The organism is Shewanella sp. SW24 (assembly GCF_025653395.1).
Lineage (GTDB): Bacteria > Pseudomonadota > Gammaproteobacteria > Enterobacterales > Shewanellaceae > Shewanella > Shewanella oncorhynchi.
Genome location: NZ_JAKKSH010000012.1, coordinates 25770 through 52177, shown reverse-complemented (window position 1 = coordinate 52177; position 26408 = coordinate 25770). Strand labels below are relative to the sequence as shown.

At 46.1% G+C, this 26408-nt stretch carries 21 protein-coding genes and 4 tRNA genes; 16 read left to right on the top strand and 9 right to left on the bottom strand.

Annotated elements, in window-relative coordinates; all coding sequences use genetic code 11:
- Nucleotides 1-370: 370 nt before the first annotated feature.
- The 9 genes from ilvG (at nt 371) to L5M17_RS11560 (ending at nt 10806) form a co-directional block, all read left to right on the top strand.
- Entirely contained in the window at nt 371-2044 is a 1674-nt protein-coding gene (gene ilvG, locus L5M17_RS11600) for an acetolactate synthase 2 catalytic subunit (RefSeq protein WP_263147553.1), read from the top strand.
- Nucleotides 2041-2298, top strand: a complete 258-nt coding sequence (gene ilvM, locus L5M17_RS11595) for an acetolactate synthase 2 small subunit (RefSeq protein WP_007651625.1) — start codon at nt 2041-2043, stop codon at nt 2296-2298. Before ilvG ends, ilvM begins: the two co-directional genes overlap by 4 nt.
- Before the next feature lie 57 nt (nt 2299-2355).
- Nucleotides 2356-4230: a dihydroxy-acid dehydratase gene (ilvD, locus tag L5M17_RS11590; protein WP_263147551.1), complete on the top strand. Its 1875-nt coding sequence runs from the start codon at nt 2356-2358 to the stop codon at nt 4228-4230.
- A gap of 17 nt (nt 4231-4247) precedes the next feature.
- Nucleotides 4248-5849 (top strand): threonine ammonia-lyase, biosynthetic, encoded by a 1602-nt coding sequence (ilvA, locus tag L5M17_RS11585; protein ID WP_263147684.1) that lies wholly within the window; start codon nt 4248-4250, stop codon nt 5847-5849.
- 207 nt (nt 5850-6056) lie between these two features.
- Nucleotides 6057-7190 carry a pyridoxal-phosphate-dependent aminotransferase family protein gene (locus L5M17_RS11580; RefSeq protein ID WP_131524964.1) on the top strand — a complete coding sequence of 378 codons (1134 nt, stop codon included), beginning with the start codon at nt 6057-6059 and terminating at the stop codon, nt 7188-7190.
- 1 nt (nt 7191) lies between these two features.
- Entirely contained in the window at nt 7192-7452 is a 261-nt protein-coding gene (locus tag L5M17_RS11575; RefSeq protein WP_263147549.1) for a hypothetical protein, read from the top strand.
- A gap of 825 nt (nt 7453-8277) precedes the next feature.
- Nucleotides 8278-8898 (top strand): imm11 family protein, encoded by a 621-nt coding sequence (locus L5M17_RS11570; RefSeq protein ID WP_131526149.1) that lies wholly within the window; start codon nt 8278-8280, stop codon nt 8896-8898.
- A gap of 47 nt (nt 8899-8945) precedes the next feature.
- Entirely contained in the window at nt 8946-9464 is a 519-nt protein-coding gene (locus tag L5M17_RS11565) for a DUF4303 domain-containing protein (RefSeq protein WP_263147546.1), read from the top strand.
- A 478-nt stretch (nt 9465-9942) separates the two neighbouring features.
- Complete coding sequence (locus tag L5M17_RS11560; protein WP_263147544.1) at nt 9943-10806, top strand: Tim44 domain-containing protein; 864 nt, start codon at nt 9943-9945, stop codon at nt 10804-10806.
- Between the two features lie 243 nt (nt 10807-11049).
- On the opposite strand, the gene L5M17_RS11555 is transcribed toward L5M17_RS11560, so the two are convergent.
- Nucleotides 11050-12414: a sodium-dependent transporter gene (locus tag L5M17_RS11555; RefSeq protein WP_263147542.1), complete on the bottom strand. Its 1365-nt coding sequence runs from the start codon at nt 12412-12414 to the stop codon at nt 11050-11052.
- A 333-nt stretch (nt 12415-12747) separates the two neighbouring features.
- A complete protein-coding gene (locus L5M17_RS11550) occupies nt 12748-13248 on the bottom strand; it encodes an Lrp/AsnC family transcriptional regulator (protein WP_105253008.1) in 501 nt (166 codons plus the stop codon).
- Between the two features lie 189 nt (nt 13249-13437).
- Between L5M17_RS11550 and L5M17_RS11545 the strand changes: the two genes are divergently transcribed.
- Nucleotides 13438-14163, top strand: coding sequence for a substrate-binding periplasmic protein (locus L5M17_RS11545; protein ID WP_263147539.1), 726 nt, complete (start codon nt 13438-13440; stop codon nt 14161-14163).
- Nucleotides 14164-14246: 83 nt separating this feature from the next.
- On the opposite strand, the gene L5M17_RS11540 is transcribed toward L5M17_RS11545, so the two are convergent.
- The 3 genes from L5M17_RS11540 to L5M17_RS11530 form a co-directional block, all read right to left on the bottom strand.
- Nucleotides 14247-15056: a phosphatase PAP2 family protein gene (locus L5M17_RS11540; RefSeq protein WP_263203776.1), complete on the bottom strand. Its 810-nt coding sequence runs from the start codon at nt 15054-15056 to the stop codon at nt 14247-14249.
- 93 nt (nt 15057-15149) lie between these two features.
- Nucleotides 15150-16628 carry a cell envelope integrity protein CreD gene (creD, locus tag L5M17_RS11535; protein ID WP_113940863.1) on the bottom strand — a complete coding sequence of 493 codons (1479 nt, stop codon included), beginning with the start codon at nt 16626-16628 and terminating at the stop codon, nt 15150-15152.
- A 176-nt stretch (nt 16629-16804) separates the two neighbouring features.
- Nucleotides 16805-17335 carry a hypothetical protein gene (locus L5M17_RS11530; protein ID WP_113940862.1) on the bottom strand — a complete coding sequence of 177 codons (531 nt, stop codon included), beginning with the start codon at nt 17333-17335 and terminating at the stop codon, nt 16805-16807.
- Between the two features lie 248 nt (nt 17336-17583).
- Here L5M17_RS11530 and L5M17_RS11525 point away from each other — a divergent pair, with 248 nt between their 5' ends.
- A complete protein-coding gene (locus L5M17_RS11525; RefSeq protein WP_263147530.1) occupies nt 17584-18756 on the top strand; it encodes a winged helix-turn-helix domain-containing protein in 1173 nt (390 codons plus the stop codon).
- Here the strand turns inward: L5M17_RS11525 and L5M17_RS11520 are convergent.
- From L5M17_RS11520 to ubiK, 3 genes are all read right to left on the bottom strand, one after another.
- Nucleotides 18753-19100, bottom strand: a complete 348-nt coding sequence (locus tag L5M17_RS11520; RefSeq protein WP_173496177.1) for a hypothetical protein — start codon at nt 19098-19100, stop codon at nt 18753-18755. The two genes, L5M17_RS11525 and L5M17_RS11520, sit on opposite strands and share 4 nt — an antisense overlap.
- 36 nt (nt 19101-19136) lie before the next feature.
- Nucleotides 19137-19502 carry a hypothetical protein gene (locus L5M17_RS11515; protein WP_173247981.1) on the bottom strand — a complete coding sequence of 122 codons (366 nt, stop codon included), beginning with the start codon at nt 19500-19502 and terminating at the stop codon, nt 19137-19139.
- Nucleotides 19503-19595: 93 nt separating this feature from the next.
- On the bottom strand, nt 19596-19850 hold the full coding sequence (gene ubiK / locus L5M17_RS11510; protein WP_006083441.1) for a ubiquinone biosynthesis accessory factor UbiK: 255 nt from the start codon (nt 19848-19850) through the stop codon (nt 19596-19598).
- Between the two features lie 234 nt (nt 19851-20084).
- Here ubiK and rep point away from each other — a divergent pair, with 234 nt between their 5' ends.
- A complete protein-coding gene (gene rep / locus L5M17_RS11505; RefSeq protein WP_263147528.1) occupies nt 20085-22097 on the top strand; it encodes a DNA helicase Rep in 2013 nt (670 codons plus the stop codon).
- Nucleotides 22098-22144: 47 nt separating this feature from the next.
- Here rep and L5M17_RS11500 read toward each other — a convergent pair whose 3' ends face one another.
- Complete coding sequence (locus L5M17_RS11500; protein WP_263147527.1) at nt 22145-24793, bottom strand: diguanylate cyclase domain-containing protein; 2649 nt, start codon at nt 24791-24793, stop codon at nt 22145-22147.
- A gap of 206 nt (nt 24794-24999) precedes the next feature.
- Between L5M17_RS11500 and L5M17_RS11495 the strand changes: the two genes are divergently transcribed.
- From L5M17_RS11495 to L5M17_RS11480, 4 genes are all read left to right on the top strand, one after another.
- A tRNA-Arg gene (locus tag L5M17_RS11495) sits at nt 25000-25076 on the top strand.
- A gap of 53 nt (nt 25077-25129) precedes the next feature.
- Nucleotides 25130-25205 (top strand) — tRNA-His (locus L5M17_RS11490).
- A 32-nt stretch (nt 25206-25237) separates the two neighbouring features.
- Nucleotides 25238-25314, top strand: a tRNA-Pro gene (locus L5M17_RS11485).
- Nucleotides 25315-25470: 156 nt separating this feature from the next.
- Nucleotides 25471-25547, top strand: a tRNA-Pro gene (locus L5M17_RS11480).
- Nucleotides 25548-26408 lie beyond the last annotated feature (861 nt).

The following is a 26408-nucleotide window of genomic DNA, read 5'->3' as shown; positions in this document are numbered from 1 at the left end:
ATTTTTTATTGTGTTTGGCCGTTGCTTTATGGTAAAGCTAATAGCTCGCGCTAGGGCAAAGCCCAAAGCGATACTAACTTTCATGCAATATCCCAATTTTAGAAACACCGATTAGGAATCCATATTGATGTTTAACCAAGCTGCCAAGCTCATTCTCGTGATTATCACCGTCGTGATTATTAAATCACAGCGGGGGCGGCGCATGGCGAACTGATAGACCTAAAAGGTTAAAAGTTTCGAAAGAACCCCCCGCTCCGAAAGGACCGGGGGGTTCTTCGTTTCAGGGCCTAGAGTAAGGTTCTAAGCTTCGAAAGAGTAAAAAATTAGCGTCGATTTTCGGCAATTCAGGACTAACGTAGCGAGAGAGAATATGGAACCAGGGCAGATGATCAGAGGTGCAGACGCGGTAATCAAAGTGTTAGCAGCACATGGAGTCACCACAGTGTTTGGTTACCCAGGTGGTGCCATTATGCCAATATACGATGCCCTCTATGGAAGCCCTGTTGAACATCTCTTAAGCCGTCACGAACAAGGCGCCGCCTTTGCCGCCGTAGGATACGCAAGAGCCAGCGGTAAAACCGGCGTGTGCTTCGCGACCTCAGGCCCAGGCGCGACTAACCTGATCACTTCCTTAGCCGACGCGCTGTTAGATTCAGTGCCTATCGTGGCCATCACAGGCCAAGTCTCCACCGCCGTTATCGGCACCGACGCCTTTCAAGAAATCGACGTGCTGGGCATGTCACTGAGCTGCACTAAGCACAGTTTTATGGTGACAAACATCAACGATCTTATCCCAACCTTGTATCAAGCTTTTGAGATCGCCGCATCCGGCCGCCCTGGCCCTGTGTTGGTCGATATCCCGAAGGATATCCAACTCGCTCACCTCGAATACCGTACACCTTTGCTGGCCGTCATGAACGAACCCCAAGCCGAGATGAGTGATATCGACGCCGCCCGTGCGCTGTTGGCTGAGGCTAAACAGCCTATGTTGTATGTCGGCGGTGGTGTAGGCATGGCGGGCGCGGTCGATCAACTGCGTGAGTTTATCAAAATAACGGGTATACCTTCGGTCGCGACCTTGAAAGGGCTTGGCAGTATCGCCCACGGCACGCCCGGTTACTTAGGCATGTTAGGCATGCATGGTGGCAAGGCGGCTAACTTAGCGGTACAGGATTGTGATTTGCTGATCGTGGTGGGCGCCCGTTTCGACGACAGAGTCACCGGCCGTTTAGCGAGCTTTGCCGACAAGGCCAAAGTGATCCATTTAGACATAGACGCCGCTGAGCTGGGCAAGTTACGTATGCCAGAGGTGGCAATCGCCGGTGACTTACGCCAAATCCTCCCCACCTTAGCCATGTCGATGAACATTACGCCTTGGCAGGCTGAGGTGGAGCATTTATCCCGTAAGCATCAATGGGATTATCAACACCCCGGCAGTTTGATCTATGCACCTGCGCTGCTGCGCCGTTTAGCCAATAAATTACCCGAAGACAATGTTGTTTGTTGCGATGTGGGCCAGCACCAAATGTGGGTGGCCCAGCATATGTGGTTCCGCCGTCCAGAAGATCACCTGTCCAGCGCTGGCTTAGGCACTATGGGCTTTGGCTTACCCGCCGCCATTGGTGCGCAAGTGGCCCGTCCCGATGCGACAGTGGTGACTGTCTCTGGCGATGGTTCTTTTATGATGAATGTGCAGGAGCTGACTACCATCAAACGCCGTAAGCTGCCGGTGAAGATAGTGCTGATCGACAATCAAAAACTCGGCATGGTGAAGCAGTGGCAGCAGCTATTTTTTGAAGAGCGCTACAGCGAAACGGATTTATCCGATAACCCTGATTTTGTGTTATTGGCCTCTGCTTTTGATATTCCCGGCCGGACGATTTTTTCTTCCGACGAAGTGGAAGAAGCCTTAACCGAAATGTTAGCGGCTAAGGGCCCGTATTTGTTACACGTTGCAATCGATGATGCTTTTAACGTTTGGCCACTGGTGCCCCCCGGCGCATCAAACAGCGATATGATGGACGAAATGGAGAAACAAACATGATCCACTCTCTGGAATTAACGGTTCAACAACGCCCCGAAGTGCTTGAGCGTGTTTTGCGCGTGACTCGCCATCGTGGCTTTAGGATTACCCAAATGCAGATGCGCATGAATGACGACGCTAGCCTGTCGCTGGATATGGAGGTCGATAGCGAACGTGCCATCGAACTGTTAAGTAATCAGCTGAATAAACTGATTGATGTGACTCAATGTAAGGTATTGTTACCACTGAGCTTGCAACAAACGGCGAATGCGTAAGCCTGCGCCATATGAATTAAGAATACGATTTTCGATTTGAGATAAAGGATACAGTCAATGCCAAAGTTACGTTCAGCTACCAGTACCGAAGGCCGCAATATGGCGGGTGCCCGTGCGTTATGGCGCGCCACAGGGGTGAAAGACAATGATTTTGGTAAGCCAATTATCGCCATTGCTAACTCCTTTACTCAGTTTGTACCGGGCCATGTGCACTTAAAAGACATGGGCTCACTGGTGGCGAGCGCCATCGAAGAGGCGGGCGGTATCGCCAAAGAATTCAATACGATCGCCGTCGATGACGGTATCGCCATGGGCCACGGCGGCATGCTTTACAGTCTGCCATCGCGCGAGCTTATCGCCGACAGTGTGGAATACATGGTTAATGCCCACTGCGCCGATGCTCTAGTCTGTATCTCCAACTGCGACAAGATCACCCCCGGCATGTTGATGGCGGCGCTGCGTCTCAATATTCCCGTCGTGTTTGTGTCTGGCGGACCGATGGAAGCGGGCAAGACTAAGCTGTCGGATAAACTCATCAAGCTCGACTTAGTCGATGCTATGATAGCGGGCGCCGATTCGAACGTGAGCGATGAAGACAGTGCCAAAATCGAGCGTAGCGCGTGCCCAACCTGCGGTTCTTGTTCTGGCATGTTTACCGCCAACTCAATGAACTGTTTAACCGAAGCACTAGGGTTATCGCTGCCGGGTAACGGCTCTATGTTGGCAACCCACGCCGATCGCCGCGAGCTGTTTTTGGAAGCGGGGCGCCGCGTGATGGCGCTGGCAAAACGTTATTATCATCAAGATGATGAATCGGCATTACCACGCAATATCGCCAACTTTAAAGCCTTCGAAAATGCCATGACCTTAGATATCGCCATGGGCGGTTCATCTAACACTGTATTGCATTTATTGGCGGCCGCGCAGGAAGCTGATGTTGATTTTACCATGGCTGATATCGACCGCATGTCGCGCCTAGTGCCGCACCTTTGTAAGGTTGCGCCATCGACGCCTAAATACCATATGGAAGACGTGCACCGTGCGGGTGGGGTGATGGGGATTTTAGGTGAGCTAGACAGAGCCGGATTGCTGCATACCGATGTGTTCCATGTGGCGGCCGATAATGACGGTACGCTGGGCGGCGGGACCTTGAAATCGGTATTGGCCAAGTACGACATAATGCAAACCCAAGATGAAAAAGTAAAACATTTCTTTATGGCGGGACCTGCGGGGATTCCGACCACTAAAGCCTTTAGCCAAGATTGTCGCTGGCCGTCACTGGATAATGACAGACAAGAAGGCTGTATCCGTAGCCGTGAGTTTGCCTTTAGCCAAGAGGGCGGGCTTGCCGTATTGTCGGGCAACGTGGCCGAAAACGGCTGTATCGTTAAAACCGCGGGCGTGGATGAATCGAATCTGACCTTCATCGGCTCTGCTCGCGTCTATGAAAGCCAAGATGATGCTGTGGCGGGCATTTTAGGCGGTGAAGTGGTGGCGGGCGATGTGGTGGTTATCCGTTACGAAGGCCCGAAAGGTGGCCCAGGTATGCAAGAAATGTTGTATCCAACCAGTTACTTAAAATCACGTGGTTTAGGCAAGGCCTGCGCGCTGATCACCGACGGTCGTTTCTCTGGTGGTACTTCTGGTTTATCTATCGGCCACGTCTCACCCGAAGCTGCCGCTGGCGGTACAATCGCCTTGATTGAAAATGGTGATCGCATCGAAATTGATATACCCAAGCGCAGCATCAAGCTGGCGGTAAGCGATGCTGAACTCAATGCTCGCCGTGAAAAAATGCATAGTCTTGGCCCAATGGCGTGGAAACCTATTGGTCGCCAGCGTTATGTGTCACTCGCGCTTAAGGCCTACGCCATGCTCGCCACCAGTGCCGACAAGGGCGCGGTGCGCGATCGCAGTAAACTGGAGGACTAATTATGTTTACTGCATCTATGTTGCCACTCTCATCGCAAACTCAGGCGGATTTAGCCCATTTTCAGTTGGCACAAAGCTATCTGCAAAAAATCCTGTTGTCATCCGTGTATGACATAGCGAAAGTGACGCCGCTTTCCAGCATGAACAAGTTATCAGCGCGTTTGGGTTGTCAGGTATTTTTGAAGCGCGAAGATATGCAGCCAGTGCATTCCTTCAAGTTACGCGGTGCCTATAACCGTATCGCCCAGCTGACGAAAGAAGAATGCCAGCGCGGCGTGGTGTGCGCTTCGGCAGGCAATCATGCTCAGGGTGTGGCTATGTCAGCGGCGAGTCGCGGTGTGGATGCTGTGATTGTGATGCCTGAGACGACGCCCGATATTAAAGTCGATGCGGTGCGCCGTTTAGGTGGCAACGTGGTATTGCACGGCCAAGCCTTCGATCAAGCCAATGGCTTTGCGATGGCGATGGCCAAAGAAGAGGGCCGAGTCTATATCGCGCCCTTCGACGATGAAGCCGTGATCGCAGGCCAAGGCACTATCGCCCAAGAGATGTTGCAGCAGCAGCGCGATCTCGAAGTGGTATTTGTGCCCGTAGGCGGTGGCGGGCTCATCGCGGGGATCGCTGCCTATTACAAGGCGGTGATGCCGCAGGTGAAAATTGTCGGTGTCGAGCCAGAAGACGCGGCCTGTTTAAAGGCAGCGATGGAAGCGGGCGAGCCCGTGACGCTGGCGCAAGTCGGTTTATTTGCCGATGGCGTGGCGGTTAAACGTATCGGCACTGAGCCGTTTCGAGTCGCTAAACTCTATGTCGATGAAGTAGTGACTGTCACTTCGGATGAAATCTGCGCTGCGGTGAAAGATATCTTCGAAGACACCCGTGCGATCGCCGAACCCGCAGGGGCCTTGTCCTTAGCTGGGCTTAAAAAATATGTCAGCGCTAATGCCAGTGGTGATTGCGGCAATGGTGAAAAGGTCGCGGCGATTTTAAGTGGCGCGAATGTGAATTTTCACAGTCTGCGTTATGTGTCGGAGCGCTGCGAACTCGGCGAGCAAAAAGAAGCGGTACTGGCGGTGAAAGTCCCTGAGCGTCCGGGAAGTTTCTTAACATTCTGTGAGTTGCTCGATAAGCGGGTGATGACAGAGTTTAACTATCGTTTCAGTAGTCGTGATCTTGCCGTGGTGTTTGCCGGCATTCGTTTAAGCCGAGGCCAAGGTGAGCTAGAACAAATCATTGCCACCTTAGAGGCCAATGGTTTTGAAGTGCAGGATTTATCCGGTGATGAAACCGCGAAATTGCATGTGCGTTATATGGTCGGCGGTCATCCACCTGAGCCTTTAGAGGAGCGTTTATTTAGCTTCGAGTTCCCCGAGCATCCCGGTGCGCTGCTGAAGTTTTTAACTACCTTGCAGAGTAAATGGAACATTAGTCTGTTCCATTATCGCAACCACGGCGCGGCCTTTGGCCGAGTGCTGGCGGGGTTTGAAGTACCCGCGAGTGATGCTTTGCCGTTCCAACAGTTTTTAACTGAGTTGGGTTTTGTCTATCAAGAGGAAACTCAAAGTCCTGCCTATCAGCTGTTTTTAAATGCGGGTAACGGCAACAAGGCGTTACAACCTTAGCGCACCATGCGCGTGATAGTTATGTTAGTCATAACTAAGGCTAAAGGAGGAGCGCACAGGCGCTCCTTTTTGTGGTAGTTTTGTAGACTTAATACTCTAGCCGCCGATTAATACGTCACAGTTAAGTCGCTGACTTAATCCGCTGACGATTGGCTAACGAATAATAACTAGACTTCGACCTACACCTACACGCATTAAGGAGACATGATGTTACCAGCACCGCGTTTTACCGCTTTTAATCCTCCTCGCCGTATTTTAATGGGCCCTGGCCCGTCGGATGTTTATCCCGAAGTGCTTGCGGCACAGTCCAGACCTACAGTTGGCCACTTAGATCCGCTGTTTGTGGGCATGATGGATGAGCTTAAGAGCCTGATCCAATACGCTTTCCAAACTAAAAACGAAATGACCATGGCGGTATCAGCGCCGGGCAGTGCGGGCATGGAAACCTGTTTCGTTAACTTAGTCGAGCCGGGTGAGAAGGTGATTGTCTGTCGTAACGGTGTGTTTGGTGAGCGTATGCGCCAAAACGTCGAGCGTATGGGCGCTATTGCCGTGCTGGTGGACAATGAGTGGGGCACACCTGTTGATCCTGCAGCGGTTGAAGCGGCGCTGAAAGCCAATCCCGATGCCAAATTTTTAGCCTTTGTGCACGCCGAAACCTCAACTGGCGCGCTGTCCGATGCCAAAACCCTGTGCGCATTAGCTAAAACCTATGGTTGTTTGAGCATAGTCGATGCCGTGACTTCCCTTGGCGGTGTCGAGTTAAGGGTCGATGAATGGGGCATAGATGCCATTTATTCTGGCAGTCAAAAGTGCCTTTCCTGTGTACCGGGTTTATCGCCCGTGTCTTTCTCGCCTGCAGCCGTCGAAAAACTCAAGAATCGCAAGACCCCAGTGCAAAGTTGGTTCCTCGATCAAAGCTTAGTGATGGCCTATTGGACCAGCGCGGGCGGCAAACGTAGTTACCATCACACTGCGCCCGTTAATGCACTTTATGCACTGCATGAATCCCTGCGTATGTTGGCGGCTGAAGGTTTAGAAAATGCGTGGCAACGCCATCATGACATGCACTTAGTGCTGCGTGCTGGGCTGGAAAAGTTAGGGCTAAATTTTGTGGTTGCCGAAGATTCGCGTCTGCCACAACTTAACGCAGTTTACATCCCCGCTGGAGTCGATGATGCTGCGGTGCGGACTCGTTTGCTGAAGGATTATAACCTCGAAATCGGCGCCGGCCTTGGTGCCCTTGCGGGTAAAGCATGGCGCATTGGCCTCATGGGTTTTGGTGCCCGTCGTGAAAATGTCGCCTTATGCCTCAAGGCATTAGAAGAGGTGTTGAACTAATATGCCAAGATTACGCCTTGCACTTTGCGGGCTAATGATCACTTTGCTCAGTGCCTGCTCGGTGAATAATACGAGCAATGTCTCCTGCGATTTTGTGCGCGGAACCAACAATAATCAAAGCATGCGCGATGCGAGCGGCCACGATACGGGCAGCGCCGATGAGCGGCAAAAAGATGTCGGTATCGGCTTCTTGAATGTCATCTTTGGCGGCATCAGCCGAGCACTTTTTTCCGATAAGTCATCGGATGGAAAGTGTTTGTAATAATTGAGTTTTAATGTTGGCTGACTATATGTTTGCGGCCTTACGGCCGAGGTGAATCAAGGTCGTGGGGCTTCACCCCACACCCGACCAAGGAGGACTGCTCGTCCTATCCTCCTTGGATTCTCCAAGACGCCCCAACGGAGTTGAAAGCCCCTTGTGCTCATAGCCAAATTTGCTATCGCTTCCGAAGGATGCGTCCCTGCACCTGCGAAAGCTAGTCGGTCATCCATGACCGAACTCACGCAATTTGTCTATTCGCCCTGCGGCAACTTCGAGGGGAGGTGAACTTCTGTAGCCTCGGTGTTGACTGTTAATGCCAAGTGCATTTTGTATGCCCGATCTTTTTGAGCACTTTCTTTCGACTATTGTTCTGATAAGAAGTATTTGTAATAGTTGAGTTTTATTAACAAAATTGTACTTTTACTCTGGGGATATTGATTAAGCACACTCATTTCAGTGACACGCCGACTTTGGTTTAAAAATAAGTCACCCTAATAGGCTCTACGGTGGCATCTGATGCATACGGAAGTGCGAATGTCGCGATCACATGGATGTTAATGAGCGACCATGCCGCCAACGGTCACTTCCACGACAGTGCTTAATCCCGTTAAACCCTTGGTATACCTGATAGTCTGTTATTTATAATTATGCATTCCGATAATTTAATACCGAGAATTTAACAATGGGTGGCTCGTTAAGCTTTTTTGACTTGCGAGGGAATATTATTGCTGGCAACAGAGTAAAACGATGTTTAAAATAAATTCAAGTTTGCGCTAATGCTTTCTTAGGGACATTAAACTTTTAACCTATTACAGGGTAGTTATTATGAGTATAAATCCACAGGCATTTTTTATTGTGCAATCAGATCCTGATGGTAAGGGAATACCGTATTTTATGGATAAACATTGGACTCCTGAGCTACCTGACTATGAGTTTTATGACTCACCACCATGTGAGGGTGATTTTTTAAATGCTTATTCTCTTAAAGCAAAAACATATCAACTGAATGGTGATTATTTGGTTGATGAAAATTTAGTTTCTAATGAAATGTTATACTTGTGTGAAAAATTAAATGTTAAGTGTATTCGTATTCCTGTCGATATTAACCTGCATCGAGGAGTTCGGCCGCAGAAAAAGTACTTTTTATTTTTTCCACTAAGTTATTTGTCTATCTTAGATAAAGATGAGTCCACTTATACTATCTCGATTGACTTAGATTCTGGAAAATTGAACACGCAAGAGGAACGTGGGTTAAAGAAGACATATTATGAGTCTATAGATAAATTTAAAATAAAGAATAATATTCGTGAACATTTATTCTTTTGTAACGAGATAGCGGCTTCTGTATGTTCTATTCAGTTTAAAAACGAGTACGAGGCTCTTGGTTTAACGGGTGTGAGTTTTAAGGAAATAAATGATAATTATCAGTATTCTGCATGGAGCTGAGTGTATCATAAAATGAAAATATTGAAGCTAAGTACAAGGAGTGAATAATGGACTGGACTGAGTTAGAAGAAAAATGCTTTGAAATTACATACGATACAATCAAGATGTTATTGTTAGAAAATAAAGATGAGGCATTCTATGCGGTATCTCTTTACACTGACAGTAGTGCCATGTCAGCATCATTAAGTGCTAGCTCTGAGGGTAAGCTTAAAAGCATTCTCGTTGCTGAAGAAGATCAGAGCATAGAGTGTGAAAATTACTATAGATGGGCAGTATCTGAGTGGTTTTATGATGGATATAATGCGGGAGCCTTCTCTAAAATAAGTAAGATGCTTCGAGAGGACTCATCTCGAGAAATAAACTTTGCAAAGTTTAAAAATGAACTAATTAAGACATTATCAAATGTACTAATCAGAATAAAAAGAGAACTGCCTATTGAGCTAAATTCGACAGTGTGTTTTGTTTCAATTACTGACGACGATGAGTCTGAGGAAATAGAAAACTCTTCTGCAAAATTAATAAACGATGCCCCCCTTTTAATGGCATTTATTTTAAGATTTGACTAATTAACCGTACAGGTTTATCTATAAAAATAGAAAAATAATCTCTTTTTAAAAAAGATGAAAAAATATAGGACAAACGCATCTTTTCTTCATGGCGATTATTCTAAATCTTGATTCAAAAGATATGACTGCTGAGATGGTCACCTCTGTCTGGACTTCGGTTTGGGTAGTTCAGGCTATCAGAATGTACGGCAGTTTATGGGATTAAGCACTGGCATGTAAGTGACCGTTGGCGGCATGGCCGCTCATTCACATCCATGTGATCGCGACATTCGTATGTCCATATACAGCAGATGCAGCCGTCGAGCCCGCATGGATGACTTATTTTTAAACCAAAGTTGGCGCGTCACTGGAATGACAGTGCTAATCGCAACTCACTAAATATGCACAGGACAATCAGCCTTCGCTTTTTGCTAATTGACATATAATGTCATCCCGCTATTATGGCAGCACCTCAGATTACACGAACAAGATCCTATAAATGAAAAAGTTATTTATTATGCTGGCGATGATTTTTGCGGTTAGCTTAGTTACTAGCCCAGTCGTTGAAGCAAAAAAATTCGGCGGTAGTAAATCTATCGGCAAAAGCCATCAAACGGCTCCGGCTCAACCAGCGGCGACCAACACACCGACTACGGCGCCAGCGGGAGCACCGGGCAAAAAAGGTATGATGGGCGGCATGTTAGGCGGTTTATTAGCAGGTGGCTTATTGGCTGCGCTGTTTATGGGCGGTGGTTTTGAAAATATTCAAATCATGGATATTTTGATTATCGGTTTGCTGGCATTCGTGCTATTCAAAATCGTTCGTACTGTGATGGCCTCAAAAGCGGGGGCGCAGCCAAGACCGGCCTATGCAGGGGCGAGTCAGCCAAGTACTAATCTACAGCGCCAACAGACTGAACAAACAGGTTTTGCCACCAATGCAAACAGCGGCAGCAATGGCTTTGGCCAAGCGATAAGCGATGTGCCCTTTAATTTACCCGCGGGTTTTGATTTACCAAGCTTTTTGGAAGGCGCTCGTAGTCACTACAAAACCCTGCAATTGGCGTGGAATGAAAACGATTTAAGCAAAATCCAAGAGTATGTTTCTATTGATCTTTACAATGAACTCAGCAACCAACGTCGCGAGTTAGTTGGCGATCAGCACACAGAAGTGATGTTTTTGGATGCAGAACTTGTCCGCGCCACACACAATGCAAATCTTGCGGAAGTGAGTGTTAAATTTAGCGGCCGCTATTGCGATACCGTTGAAGGCGTAGAAGAGGACATTAAGGAAATCTGGCATTTAGAGCGTAACGTAACGCAAGCCAACTCACCTTGGTTAATTGTGGGTATCGAACAGTAATCAGCTCAGTGTTTAAAGCAGCCTTAATCTCTTAAGGCTGCTGTTTACATCCCCTTTCGTTTCAATCCAGCCTTACCCTAGCAGTTCAACGTCATCGATAGATTGAAAAAATCCGGCTGTCATCGCATTCACTATTGGCGGCAGCAAGACTTTGCTGATTATTTTAAAGTAGTTAATTAGTGCATCAATTGCTAAATAAAAAATCCCCGCCATTAGCGTGGATTTTGTTATTTTTTCAAATGGTTACACAAATTGTCTGATGGCTATGGCGATAATCAGCACTGGGCAAACATACTTTACATATCTTGGCCAAATGCGCCAGAAAAGCCCTGTGCTATCGACACCTTCTTGCCCACGAATTGCCTTGAGCAGTTGGGTTTGGCGCCAAATCCAACCTAAGTAAACCGCAATACCGAGGGCGACCAGCGGCTGGGCGATTTGGGTGGTCAGCATTATAGTGAAACTAAATAGCGTCTCAAAAAATACCGCCAGTAATAAGGATAATGAGGTCAACAATAGGCCGATGATCAAGGTGGCGCGTTGACGGCTGAGTCCGAACTTTTGCATCACATAACTCGTCGGCACTTCGGCGATGGAAATGGCCGAGGTTAAACCCGCGATGATCAGCAGAATAAAGAAAATCACGCTGATGATGAGGTTAGCCGTATCGCCTAAGGTGGAAAATAACGCGGGTAAGACAGTAAACACCAATGCATCCGAATCGAGTAATTTACCCTCGGCGTTAAAAATCTGCACGCCATTGTGCTGGGCCACATACATGGCTGGAATGATTAAAAAGGCGGCGAGAAAGGCGATGCCGCTGTCGGTAAAGGCAACCCAGACGGTCAGTTTAGCGATATTCTCTTTTTGGTTCAGATAACTGCCGTACACCATCATGGCACCTGTGCCTATGGTAAGGGAGAAGAAGGTTTGTCCGAGCGCGCTGATCAAGGTATCTGGCGCCAGTGCCTTGGTAAAGTTAGGTGTTAGTAGCGCGCTTATCCCTTCGCTCGCACCATTTAGGGTGAAGATATACGCCACGCCCGCGATCAGCATGATCAGTAATAACGGCATTAAGCGTTTCGACCATTTTTCTATGCCTTCTTGCACGCCTTGCAGTAATACCAGAAACACCAGCGTGCTGAAGATCAGTGTAAACACCAGATTACGTGACAGCGAAAAATCCACTAGCCAAGCGGCGGTATCATTCGAGCCAAAGGCAGTGGCGATAGGCGCGATGGCAAAGCTGACAAACCAGCCGGAGAGAATGCTGTAGAAGGTATAAATCAATCCCGCTGTCACTATGGAAAGCAAACCTATGCTCTTGCCTAAACCGCGGGTGAGTGAGTTGAAGCCGAGTTTACCCATGGCATCGGCGGGGTTGGTTTGTCCGTGGCGACCTATCATGAGTTCAGCCATCAGCATGGGAATGCCTAGGATGAAAATCAGCACTAGGTACACAAGTAGAAAGGCGCCGCCACCATGGGTGGCCGCTTGGGTGGGGAATCCCCAAATATTGCCGACGCCAACGGCGCTACCTGCGGCCGCCATGATAAAACCTAAGCGTGAGCTGAAGTGGTTAGTTGAACTTGTATTGGCCGATTGCATTGTGCCTCCCGTAAAAAGAAGGCGTATCTTAGGCGGATAAATGAGGATTTCAACGCAATTTTAGTGCGTTAATTTGGTGTTAATCTGCAATAATTTATCGGTTTTTGGCTATAGGTTAATGTTGTGTGCCGCCTATCTGTTTTTTGCGAGATTTTATTGCTATCAGGTGCGGCGGATGGTCGAGATTTGGCGAATCATTGCGATGATAAAAATTCATTGAATTGTGATCTTATGGTCAAAAAATACCGTATGGCAGATGTCTAACCGCTATTTTGTGCTATGACTGTTACTTGTGCCGCTGTCTTGTTTGCGGTGTTTGCTGTGACTGTTGGCTTATGCTTGAATGTTGACGTGCCCTAAGGGAATGGCCGTGTGGTCCTTAACCTTTTTGAGGACAAAGCTGGAATGCACCCCTGCGATATGCACGTTGGTCGTGAGTTTATCTAACAGGAAAGTGCGAAAGTGCGCCATATCTTGTACTAGCACTTTAAGTTGATAGTCGGCCTCTGAGCCCGTGATCAGCGCGCATTCTTGGACTTCTTCGTAGGCGAGTGCATTGGTTTCAAATTGATTGAGAATCGCCGGTGTATGTTTCTCCATTCGAACATGGATATACGCGGTCAAATGCAGGTTGAACTTATCCGCCGACAGACGCGTTGCATAATCGGCAATATAACCCGCTTCTTCTAAGGCTTTAACACGGCGCGAGCAAGGAGATGGCGATAGTCCGACTTTATTGGCCAGTTCGAGATTCGATAATCTGCCGTGGGTTTGCAGTAAGCGCAGAATCGTTAAATCGAGTTGATCGAGTTTGTAGGGGTGAGTGTCTGTCATCGAAAGCTTAGGGTTAACTGAGTCAGCCTCTAGTTTGCCAGTCTTAGCGGACTTTGCCAAAAATCTTGATCAAATGAGACATTTTAAGGTTGTGACAGTGATAACGGATAGAGATTTTGGGAGTCGCGCTGTTTGGAACTCCCGTTATTTACCGCTATTGTTATGATACTAATAAGAGTGAGACACTGTATGCGCTTGAGTTTGTTGCTAATCTGCTTATTCATATTACCGACTTATGTATTTTCTGCATCGTTAACCATTGGTAGTGCTCTAAATCGACCGCCTTATATTATCGAAGATGCTGAATCAGGGCTTGAGATCGATATTATTAAGGCCGCGTTTAAGGAAATGGGGCAGCCAGTCAACTTCAAATTCTACTCTCGTAAACGCCAAGTTTTATATTTCAATAAAGATAGATTAGATGCTGTAATGACGATGAACCCTGCAAATGGCGTTGATGGTTATTGGTCCAATGATTATGTTGAATATACCAATGTGGCGATCAGTTTGGCCGAGCAACACCTTGAAATAACACGTATTGTGGATCTTAAAAAGTACAGTGTCGCCGCTTTTGAAAATGCTCGCTTCTTACTTGGCCCTGAGTTTAATGCCGTAGCGCAACAGACTATTTATCGTGAAGTCGATAGCCAATTAAGCCAGAACCGTATGTTGTACTTAGGTCGCATTAATACAGTGATTGCGGATCGTTATATATTCGCTCAACTGAATAAGTTCGTTGAGGATGATGTTGATACCCAGCAAGCATTAAGCTACCACTTTATTTTCCCCCCAACATCCTATCGAATGGTGTTCCACAACTCAGTGGCGCGGGATACTTTCAATCAAGGGCTCGCTAGAATTAAGGCCAATGGGATTTATCAGGCCCTAGTGGCAAAATACTTAGGCAGTGCTTAGCAATGCCTAAGTATTTAACTTCATAGTGTTTGAAGCTGTTGTATTTGAGTCGACAGCCAAATCGAGACGCTGAATTAACAGCGTTAGCGTTCAGATCCTTTAGCAAACGCATGGGAGAGTGGACGCAACTTACTGACAAAAAACACGCTACATCCGCTGATGATGGCGGCTAAAAAGGTTGAAAACAGTACATCCTGTGGCCAATGCATGCCAAGCAGCATACGGCTTAATCCCATCAAAAATCCCCAGCTCCATAACGCCATGACTAAGCTAGGTAATCCAGCGAGTAGCAAATAGTAGCTGGCGGTAAGCACTAGCGTCACAGCAAAAATGGTATGTCCCGAAGGAAAAGAATAGCCGATTTCATCTTCCCAATGCTGATGGATCCGTGAGTCGAGTTTCAAGGCTGGTTCTGCAGCGATCAAGCTATCGAGTGCATTGGCAATTGTCTTTGAACGTGACTGTTTATCCAATTGATAAAAGGCATCGAGTGAAAGCGGTTCATGCTTAGGCAGTGCTTGTTCTGCTAGAAAAACGAGATTAGGTCTGGGTTCTTTAAAATAGGATTTGAGGGTGTGGCTTAAGCCTAAACTGATAACTTGGCTGAGGCTGATGGCAAAAAATAAACTTATAAAGAGTGGTTTAGGCATATGACGATAGGCGATCGCCAATACAAACAAGACTGTTGCGACGCCATAGGGCGCAGTGCCAGTCATGGTAATCCAATATAAGGTTTTGGCTAAGGTAGAGTGCAGATCGATCAGTGGAAACAGCTGATTCTGTGTCAGTAATAGTAAGCCCGGAATGGTTGCCAACAGTATCCAAGCTAAACCTAAACGGCGTAAAAGATAGACGCTATGGGTCAAAATATAAGCCTCTTCATAAAACGCCATAGGCTACAACGCGGCAATGGTTTTGCCAATAAAAAAATCCCGACAGCAAAAGATGGCGCTGTCGGGGGTCTTCAAGGGTGGATCGGTAGGGCGCTATTGCGCCGTGTTCTTAGGGTGATGCCTAGTCACGAACATCAAAATCAACAGTACGACTAACAGTAAACCTGAACCCATCAATAGGGCGTAATCTTCCAGTTGCAGTATCGAGTACAGCACTGCATATAAACTCACCAGCATAATGCCCACTAGTGCACCGCGCTTAATACTTGCTGTGGCACTCCCTACATAAGCCGATACCGACAGCACGGGAATACAAGCGGCAATTAAATAGGCATGCAAGAAGGCTAGATGCTCAGATAGCGAGAGTAGTAGCAAATAGAACAAGGCCATGGCGCTGCCGACTAACACATATTGAATCGTGCTAAGGCTCGTTTTTTGTCCAATTTCGAAGATAAACAACATGATAAAAGTCAGCACGATAAACAATAGGCCGTATTTTACCGAGCGATCAATCTTGCCGTAGTGAGTCACTGGTTCGAATAAAATCGCATTAGCCGACACTTCAGTCAGAGTCGATTGATTACTCTTAATAAACTCTTGTGGATAGTTACGGGTTAAGTGGCTGATATTCCAACTTGCAGTAAAGCCTTGCGCGTTGATGTCCCGTTCTGCGGGTAATAATCCCTTAAAGCTTGGATGCGGCCAGTCGGCGCGAATATTGATTAGCGTTTGCTCGCCTAGTGGCAATGCGCTGATAGACTGAGAGCCGCGTAGTGTCATGGCAAAATCCACACTAAAATCACTCGCTTCGCTGACTTGGATCTTTTGATTAAAGCCTTTTTCTAAACCGCCAGTGGTTAACCCCGTGCCCGACATCAGTGATCCAGAGAGTAAGGTCGATTCACCGGTGATTTCAATTTTTTCTACTTTATCAATTGCTTGATTCGATGACACCCCAAAGACTAACCGGGCATTTTTGTTATCGAAGGCGATAAGGTTAGGAATATCATAACGGTTAAGGCTGAAGTCGGCCTGACCTTGTAGAGCTGCGTTATACACCAGCGATTGATAAATGCCACGGGTGCGAAAATCATGTTTTAGGTCTAAGTCGAGGGTGAGCTTTTTCGGTAGGATCACTAGCTCATCTTGATAGGTACGCTTCACTTCATGGCGAGTTTTACCGTCGTTACTGACTTCTTCTTGCAACACAAAATAGCTGTAAGGGATCACCAGCGCAGGACCTGAGAGGGTTTGCTGCTCACCCCATGAACGGCCGATTTCATCGACAACGCTGTGGTAAAGGGCTTGGCGATCAGAAGTCATATCCATAATGATCCCTAGCGGGATCAAAGCGAGGATTGACAGTATGCCAATGGTTAAGGCTTTTAATAAGGTGGTGTTTTTTAATGCTGTTCCCTTTGCGGTGGCTGCTGCCCACGGTTCTTGTGCTGACATATCGATTCCTTGACTTCGATTAAATTTTTTGAGGAGTGCGCGCACCACTAAATAGGCTGCGCTACCAAATAAGGCCAAACTAAGTAGGGTGAGTACCCAGAAAATAATGCTGAACATTGAATTTCATTCCCTATGAAATACGACCGAGACTTATCCGCTAAGATTGTGCAGAGTTAACTCGGTATCACGGCGGGTATTAAAACAGATTTTTTTACAAAAGTTGCGGGCAAGTTGCTGATCAATAGTGGCAAAATTATGGCGATTGCCGCTAAATCCATACTCATTATTCAAGTTTATGAATCTGATAGTGGGATGTCTTTGCCAAATTTTGGGTGTTTTTTCTCGTAGTCATTTTCTTTTTTAATATGCTTGAGCAGTGCTTTGAAGCTTTGTTTAAAGACGTCAAGTTCTGCGGAATAGACTACGGCATGGTGGGAAAACCAGTGGTGTTTTTCTCGATCACGGTTACTGTAATCGGGCCAAATACGCAGCTCATACTCATCACCCATGACGACAATGACATAGGCAATGGCGCCATTGCTAAAGATGATACATTGGGGCAGGTACACCAGCTCTTCGCCTTTAAATAACTCATACTCTATCGCTTCGGTGCGCCAACTCACTATCGGTAGCGGCGCCTCGATAGAGCAACCAATCGACTGATGCTGATTAAACAGTACGGCGTTAATGTCATCCATTAAAAAGGGCCGGTGATCGCCATTTTTAGCAGCAAGTGAATACAAGATATTCATCAAAAATGGCAGCTTAGTGCCATTACCCGTTTTGCGGCCGCAGAGTTGTGCTTGGCGATAGTAGATATTCATCATCAATCCTTAATGAAGAGCCTATGCCAGATAGGCTCTATTTCGAGTCGTGAAACTAACGGGTAGGTAAACCGATAGCCGTTAAGGTATAAATGGCTTATGTTATCCGAAGATACTGCCTAGTGAGTAGACTTGTGCGTACATTTCACAAACCTGCTCGTTGAATAGTGTGCTAAATACACTTATTTTCAGTTTGTTATATTTTTTCTCTGGTTTGGTATTTGCTTGTCGTTGAATTTGGAGAATCGATGCCTAATCCCTTTTCACCCCGCGAGTGGCTGCAATTAAATATGCAGCAGCAAGGATTATTGCAACCATATACCTCTGTCACCGAGGCAATTTCACATCTCAGTTATGTACAAATTGACTCTATCAACGTGGTTGAGCGAGCGCATCATCATGTGCTGCATAGTCGTATGCCAGAATATCAGCCAAAGATGCTCGATATGGCTTTAGCCAAAGGAGAGATCTTCGAATATTGGTCCCATGCGGCAGCTTATTTACCGATTGCCGATTACCGTTTTAGTTTGCAGCGTAAACAGCAGCTGCAAAATGGCGGTAAGCATTGGTTTGAGCCCGACGATAAAATAATGCAGGAAGTGCGGGCGCGAATCCTTGCAGAAGGGCCACTCAAGGCCAGTGATTTTGAACATAGTGAAGCTAAAAACGGTGCCTGGTGGGATTGGAAGCCCGCGAAAAAAGCCCTAGAGCAGCTGTTTATGCGTGGCGAGTTGATGGTGGTGCGGCGGGAGAAATTTCAAAAGGTTTACGATCTTACCGCGCGCGTGTTGCCACAAGATGTAAATGCCAAAGCACCGACAGATAGTGAATTTACCCGCTATCTAATTGATCGTTATCTTGATGCCCACGCCTTCGGTACTGCGGCGCAAATGGCTTATTTACGCAAAGGTATGAAATCAGCAGTAGCCCAAGAATTGGCAGAGTTGTTAGCTCACGGGTTATTAGCGTGTTTTAAGGCTGCGGGCCAAAGCTACTTTTATCGCCCTTCATTACAGCTAAATGCACTATTACCTAATAAAGTGTGGCTGCTTAATCCCTTCGATAATTTATTGATCCAACGGCAAAGGTTAAAGCAATGGTTTGATTTTGATTATCAAATTGAAGTTTATGTCCCAGCCGAAAAGCGTCAGTATGGTTATTATTCTTTAGCGATTCTGTGGCGTGATACTTTTGTTGGCCGCGTGGATGTTAAAGCCGATCGCCAAGCTAACCTATTGCTATTACAGCAATTGACCTTAGAAGAGGGCATGATGGTGAATGGCTTAGATGAGGATTTCTGTGCGGCCTTTGATATCGCAGTCAGTGAATATGCTCGTTTCAATGGATGTGACCGCTGGAAGTTAGTTAAAGCTAACCATAAAGGCCTTAAGCAAAAGTATGCTCGCCAACAAAAGCTTTAACTATTTGTCTCTTTAGTTGGAGCATCCATAAAGCGAAAGCAGCCATACAGTAAGATTAGATACAGCAGTGGCAACGCAGCAATGACTAAAGATGAAGAAGTCGCAGTACTATCGCTAGTAATGCGATAACAGGGAATATACACGGCGGGATAAACTAGGCTTCCCCATAGAAAACACTGATTCATCAATCGATAGATAAAAGCGGGTTTAATGCTTGATTGACTGGCCAGTCCCATCAAACTGGCGAGAAGCACACCGGGATAAGTGAGTAGCGGCAGGCCACCAAGCAACAATAATCCCCAAAGAAGATAGTCCTGATAGTGTGTGCTGATTGTGACATCCATTGTAGCTTCATTCCTTGGTTGTTCGACGCTAAAGCATTAAGTCTGTTTATGCTCTGGTTGCAGCGGTGGCTTTACTGCCAGCCCTTGCTGCATCTTAAGCCAAAAGCTTTGCTGACATAGATTGCTAAAGGATTTTTGCTGCGGCGAAATCGCAATATGAGCTGTTACAACCCGATAGCTGAGCCAATAATCTTCACAAACCATGTCTGACTCATAAGCTTGTTTATCTTGCTCGCTTAGCTTGCTAATCACAACCCCGTTATCGAAGTGATAAAGCGTTATGGACTCACAAATCTCCACATTATCATCGTGATAGGTTTGCTGCTCGTTTGATTGGCTTACCACGTAGACAGGGCTTGGATAGCCTTCAATAGCAAGGATATAGCTGGCGAGTTGTTGCATTATTTCCCCAAGTGACTCAATGCTTGAAGTGTTAAAAACAAAAAGCACAGCTGCGCTATCGCTAACTGTGCTCTTTCAAACATGCATGATAAGTTAGCCCGCCGCGTTGAGCTTTTTTTCTAACTCATTGACTTGAGCTTGTAGGGCTTCTAATTTTTCGCGGGTTTTCAGTAGTACATGTTGCTGCACATCAAATTCTTCACGGGAAACCATATCCAACTTGAGCAATTGATTTTGCAGTACTTGCTTACTGCGCTCTTCAAATTCACCGGCAAATTGCTTTAGACCGCTGGGCAAACTTTCGCTCAATTGTTTCGCCATTTCTTCGATTTTCTTTGGATTGATCATAATCTTGTCCGCCTCTTTACTGAATAGCTCGATTGTAACTCAGTACGTTAGCTTTCAAAAGTAAAGCAGACGCGTGAACACTTTAGTTGGCTGTTGTTGGGGTTTATATCACGGAGAAGCTTATCTACAGAGTTGAGTTCTGCTCACCCTAAGCGGGGATTTGTTAGCCTTAAAACTGTCGATTCTGCTATGATCCCATCCCTTTCTGTCGACTTGTTTGGATATTGCGCAAAGATGAAACTCAATCCCGCCCAAAACGATGCTGTTCATTATGTTTCAGGCCCTTGCCTAGTATTGGCGGGTGCGGGTAGTGGTAAAACGCGCGTCATTATCAATAAAATCGCTTACTTGGTCGAAAAATGTGGCTATAAGGCGCGTAATATCGCGGCGGTGACCTTTACCAATAAGGCTGCCCGCGAGATGAAAGAGCGGGTCGCTCAGTCGATGGGCCGCAAGGAAGCCAGAGGTCTGTGGATTTCAACCTTCCATACTTTAGGGCTTGAGATCATTAAACGCGAGCATAGGGTCTTAGGTTTAAAACCGGGTTTTTCGCTGTTTGATGATCAAGATACCTTGGCACTGCTCAAAGAGTTAACCCAAGACGAGTTGGATGAAGATAAAGATTTACTCAAAGCGCTTGCCAGTACGATTTCAAACTGGAAGGGTGGCTTAATTATTCCCGAGCATGCACGCAAAATCGCTAAAGATGAGCAACAGCACTTATTTGCTATGTTGTATCAGCGTTATGCTCAACATATGAAAGCCTATAACGCTTTAGATTTTGACGATTTGATTCTGATGCCAACCTTATTGTTGCGCCACCATGAAGAAGTGCGTACGCGCTGGCAAACCAAGATCCAATATTTGCTGGTGGACGAATATCAAGATACTAATACCAGCCAATATGAAATGGTAAAGCTGTTAGTGGGTGAGCGGGCACGCTTTACTGTGGTGGGGGACGACGATCAGTCAATCTATTCATGGCGCGGTGCTAAGCCACAAAACCTCGTGTTATTGGGTAAAGATTTTCCACAGCTTAAGCTGATTAAACTGGAGCAGAACTACCGTTCTAGCCAGCGGATCCTACGGGCTGCGAACATTCTTATCGCTAATAATCCCCATGTTTACGATAAAGCCCTGTTTAGCGAGCTTGCCTATGGTGAACCGTTGCGGGTGCTGTTTGCCGCCAATGAGGAGCAAGAGGCTGAACGTGTTGTTGCCGAAATTGTGCGGCACAAGTTTGTCGGCCGTACTCAGTTTGGCGATTATGCGATTTTGTATCGGGGCAACCATCAATCACGGTTACTCGAACGCGCCCTGATGACGAACCGTATTCCTTATAAATTGAGTGGTGGTACGTCATTTTTTGCTCGTGCTGAAATTAAAGACATCATGGGCTATCTAAAACTCGTGGTGAATCCCGATGACGATAATGCTTTCCTGCGCATCGTTAATTTGCCTAAACGTGGCATAGGTCCATCAACCTTAGAACGTTTAGGTAATTTTGCCAACGAGAAACATATTTCTATGTTTGCGGCGATTTTTGAGCCTGAACTGAATCATCATTTACCGCCTGCGGCTATGTCATCTTTGTATCAGTTTGGTCGTTTTATCGTGGAGACTGGGGATCATGCCGAACGTGGTGAACCCGTCGAGGCGGTGAAGCATTTGATCCGTAAGATCAATTACGAAGATTACTTATACGAAACCAGCACCAGTGCCAAGGCCGCTGAAATGCGGATGAAGAATATCTCAGAGCTTTACCGTTGGGTGACTGAGATGCTCGCGGGTGATGAGTTAGATGAGCCTATGACCTTGCCAGAGGTGGTGACTCGATTGACGCTCAGGGACATGATGGAGCGTAATAGTGAGGATGAAGGAGGTGATCAGGTGCAGTTGATGACCTTGCATGCTTCTAAGGGCTTAGAGTTTCCCTTCGTGTTTATGGTTGGAGTAGAAGAGCGTATCTTGCCCCATCAAACCAGCATAGACGAAGATAACGTCGATGAGGAGCGTCGGTTGGCATATGTGGGTATCACTCGAGCTCAACGAGAGCTTTGGTTCACTCTCTGCCGCGAAAGGCGCCAATTTGGTGAAACCATGCGTTGTGAACCAAGCCGTTTCTTACTTGAGTTACCTCAAGATGATGTGGTGTGGGAAAATCGTAAGCCACAACAAACGGAACAGGAACGGATGCAAACGGGGCGGGCAAATATTTCTAGCTTAAGAGATATGTTTAAAAAATAGCGAGCGGTTTCGCTTACTATTCTTTTAAATCAGCTACTTATTTTTTACTAGGCATATTCGAGCTGAGCACAGCTCTGTGATTGGGTTTCACATAAGGTAAAAGTGTCGGCTAAAGCAGCCCCCTGACCCAGTTGATAACCCAGTTCACTGAAGATACGTTTTTGTTCAGGGTTATCAATGCCATCGACAAAGGTTTGCAGTTCTAAGGTTGATGCCGTTTTTTGATAGGCAGACATTAACTTAAGCTGTTGCTCGCCTTGTATTTGTTTGGTGAGGTTGGCATCGAGTTTTAAGCCTTTTATCGGCAGAAACAATAAGCTATTTAAGGCACTATAGCCGCTACCGTATTGGCTGATGCCGAGTTTTACCCCGAGTTTCTGCAACAATTCAAAGCCATTGATATGATTTTCAGTTTCCTGCACTAGGGCTTTTTCATTGAAGAATAACCACAAATGGCTCAGGTTTAACTGGGTTTGCTTGAGAGTGTTTTTCAAACTGCGCAGTACATGCTTATGCTTGAGATGTTGGCTCGAAAGCATGACATGTAATTCAACAGATTCATCATATTGCTTGAGGAGTTGGGGATAGCTGCTATCTATGATGCTGATCGTATATTTATCGAGCTCAACGGTAAGGTGTGACTGTTCAGCAAGCGTGCTAAGTTGTTCCTGCTGTAAGAGCCCACGTTGCGGATGTTGCCAGAACAGGCGGCTTTCTAATGCATGCACTTGACCTGTTTTAAAATTGACTACTGGTAAGTAACTAAGCTGGATTTCAGCATGGTGTAATGCATGTCTAAATTCAGTTTCTAACTCGACATCCTGCATGGCCTGATGTTGGGCGTTATCATCAAAAATAACATAGCAGCCTTTACCATTGGCTTTCGCCTGATACATGGCAGTATCTGCATTACGTAACATAGATTCACTGGTATCAATTCTGTGCTTGCCACTGATGGTGATACCGATACTGGCTCCAGAACTAAATTCCATTGTGCCAAGTCGATAGGGCTGGGATATTTTTTGGATCACTCTTTCTGATATATCTTTCGCGTCGTTGATGTTGTTAATGCTATCGAGCAGTATCACAAACTCATCGCCACCGAGTCGCGCTAAGGTGTCGTTATCACGAATGCAGGACTTGAGGCGGCTTGCCGTCTCAATTAAGAATTTATCACCCTCTAGGTGTCCCATAGTGTCGTTAATCTGTTTGAAGCGGTCGAGGTCGATAAACAGTAGGGCAAACTGTTCTAAGCTATGGCGACGAACATGCTTGATCGCTTGAGATAAACGCTCCATAAACATAGCGCGATTAGGCAGGCCTGTAAGTGCATCATGTTTGGCATCGTGAACTAGCTTGGCTTCCATACTACGGCGTTGTTGAATTTCTTTCTCAAGACTTTTATTCAGTTCGGCTAACGCTTTGGTACGATCAATAACCTTTTCTTCTAGCTCTTCATAACTGCGTTGTAAGGACTCTGCGGACAGCTTTTTCTCGATAGCCGAGCCTATATGTTGTGATACAAATGTCAGTAATTCTAAGTCTTTAACTTGGTAATTCTGTGTCATGCTAAAACTGTAAATCGTTAACGCACCACGAACTTGATCATGGATAAAAAGCGGGATTCCGATCCACTGATGCATGGTTTGAGTATGATTTAATGCTGGCGCTTGGGAATACAGCTCACCAGAGGCAATTAATGCATTGATACTGCTTTGATCTAGCAATAGTGGGCGCTTATGTTTGAGCACATATTCGGTTAAGCCGTCTTGTAGCGGCCGAGTGCCAGGGTGCTTATTGGCTAATTGCGATACATAAAAAGGAAACGTGAGGTGGGTTTCTGTGTCATCCAAAAGTGCGATATAGCAGTTATTGGCCGGAATTAAATGTCGAATAACATTATGCAATTGGGTATAAAAGTCTGGGTTGTCTGCACTGGAACTTGCTAGCTCGGCGATTTCGAACAGTGATTTTTGTAAGCGTTCAGCTCTACGCCGTTCATAGACTTCTAGTTTTAACTTATCATAGGCTTGGCTGAGTTCTTTTGTCCTTTGCTGGATAGCTTGTTCTAATTGTTCTTGATGTTTTAGCCGTTCCATGACCCCAGCAATATGGTGACAAATGAACGTCATTAACTCGAGTTCGATTTCACCATAACTGATGTTTGTGTCATAGGTTTGCACCACTAACACACCTGTTACTATGTCATCTTGTTTGATGGGCACGCCCAGCCACAGATGACAGGGAGAACCTAAATTAACAATTTCTCCCGCAGCAATCAGTTCATTGACTGTGTCATTGTTACACAACAAAGCTTTCCCAGTTCTGAGTACGTAGCCTGTTAATCCTTGCTGTAATAATGTAGATAGTGATTGTTCAGGATAAAGCTCCGCTGGATGGGCATCTTTCTCATCAGCGAAAAAGGGGATGGCGAGTTCACCTGTGTGAGTATCCAGGGTTGAAATAAAAAAATTATCAGCGGGAATGAGCTGTTTTAGATGGCTATGTACGCCGACATAGAATTCTTCGAGTGAAGAAGCATGAGTCGCAATATTGGATATTTCGAGTAATGCGTTTTGAATGATCTCAGCATGCTTATATTTATGCGCTAATTGTTTTAAGCGAATAATTTTTTTGCGTAAGCGTTCAGTTTCACTCACACGCGGCTGGCCAGTTTCATCTTCATCCTTAAACATGATACTCACTAGTTAAATATATGTTTGCTTTTACCAAAGTCTATAATTAGCATGAAATACTGTAACATCCAAGTCATATTTTGGCTGCATTCCGCTTTAAAAGTCAGCTAATGTGATAAAACTTGAGCAGTCAGTAAAAAAAGTGCAAAACAGCTATAGACTCAAAGGGGATTTGACCCTAGTATATGCGGCGCTAACCAAGGCGAGCGCCCATAGCTCAGCTGGATAGAGCGCACCCCTCCGGAGGGTGAGGCCGAAGGTTCGAATCCTTTTGGGCGCACCACTTCCGAATAGAGTTGTGAGCTTTAAGGTTAGTAAAGTAAGTGAAAATCAGTGGTGATTGTAGCTCAGTTGGTAGAGTCCCGGATTGTGATTCCGGTTGTCGTGGGTTCGAGCCCCATCAGTCACCCCATTCATTTACTTTGATATAAAGATTTTTATTCTCGGTGATTAGCGCAGTCCGGTAGCGCATCTGGTTTGGGACCAGAGGGTCAGAGGTTCGAATCCTCTATCACCGACCAAATTCTTCGCGTGACTAGCGAGCTTAATGTAAGTTAAGTAAATAGTTAATGTTTTACGGTGATAAGCGCAGTCCTATAACGCATCCAGATGTTTTGGATGAAAGTGGACGAGAGGGTGAACCCTCTAAGCGTATGTAAATAATAGTGCAAAATTTACGGTGATTAGCGCAGTCCGGTAGCGCATCTGGTTTGGGACCAGAGGGTCAGAGGTTCGAATCCTCTATCACCGACCAAATAAGTAGAAAAGCCTCAGCATTCATTAATGAATACACTGAGGCTTTTTTGCATTGGCGAAATGGAACTACTCACTGACATTATCATGTTTGTTGTCGCTTGATAGCGCATCCTTAATGAGTATAGAAGTTGGCTACAGTTCTTATTTACACCTGGCAGATTTGCTGAACTGTATCGGCATAGTCACTCAACCGTAGAAAAACAAAAAGCTCCAATTTGGAGTATATAGTAAAAACAGTGTCTATTCGCGTGTGAGTGAGTGACGGAGCTTTACATATAGCGTCAGCGGTTTCCATTTCAAACGTACATACTGTGTATAATGGTATGTACGTTTTTTATTTGCGCCGAGTCCTTCGGCGGTAACCATTCATCCATGAATTTTTGTTCAGTGTTTAATTGCACCTTGTGAGTGCGACTTGTTCCAACAAGTCGGGAGAGATCGGAGTTTACGTCATTGGTTTAGCAGGGCGGGGATAGTTGTTTGCGGCAAGTACAGAGTTGTCGCCGCATCCATGCGGCTTTGCTAATAGTAAAACTTCACTCCAATTTACCACCATGATCACTGGCTGCTTACCACCCGTTGCACTTTCATGTAACCACCAGTAGCATCAATCATCAAATTAATTGAGCGTAAGCTTTGAGCGAAAAGCAGAAATTTCTCTCCGCATCATAGTACTCATGCGAAAGTATGCTTTGCTTGATAGAGCGGACATTAACGCCTGAAGTTGGACGGACTTTTAACCGCAAAATGGCATGTGTCTCAACCACAGTGTCCAGCATCCATTCGTCGAGTTGATTGTCACTCGGATCGTGCTTCTCAGTAAGGCAAGCTAACTTTTTACTACAACAATCATCTTCAA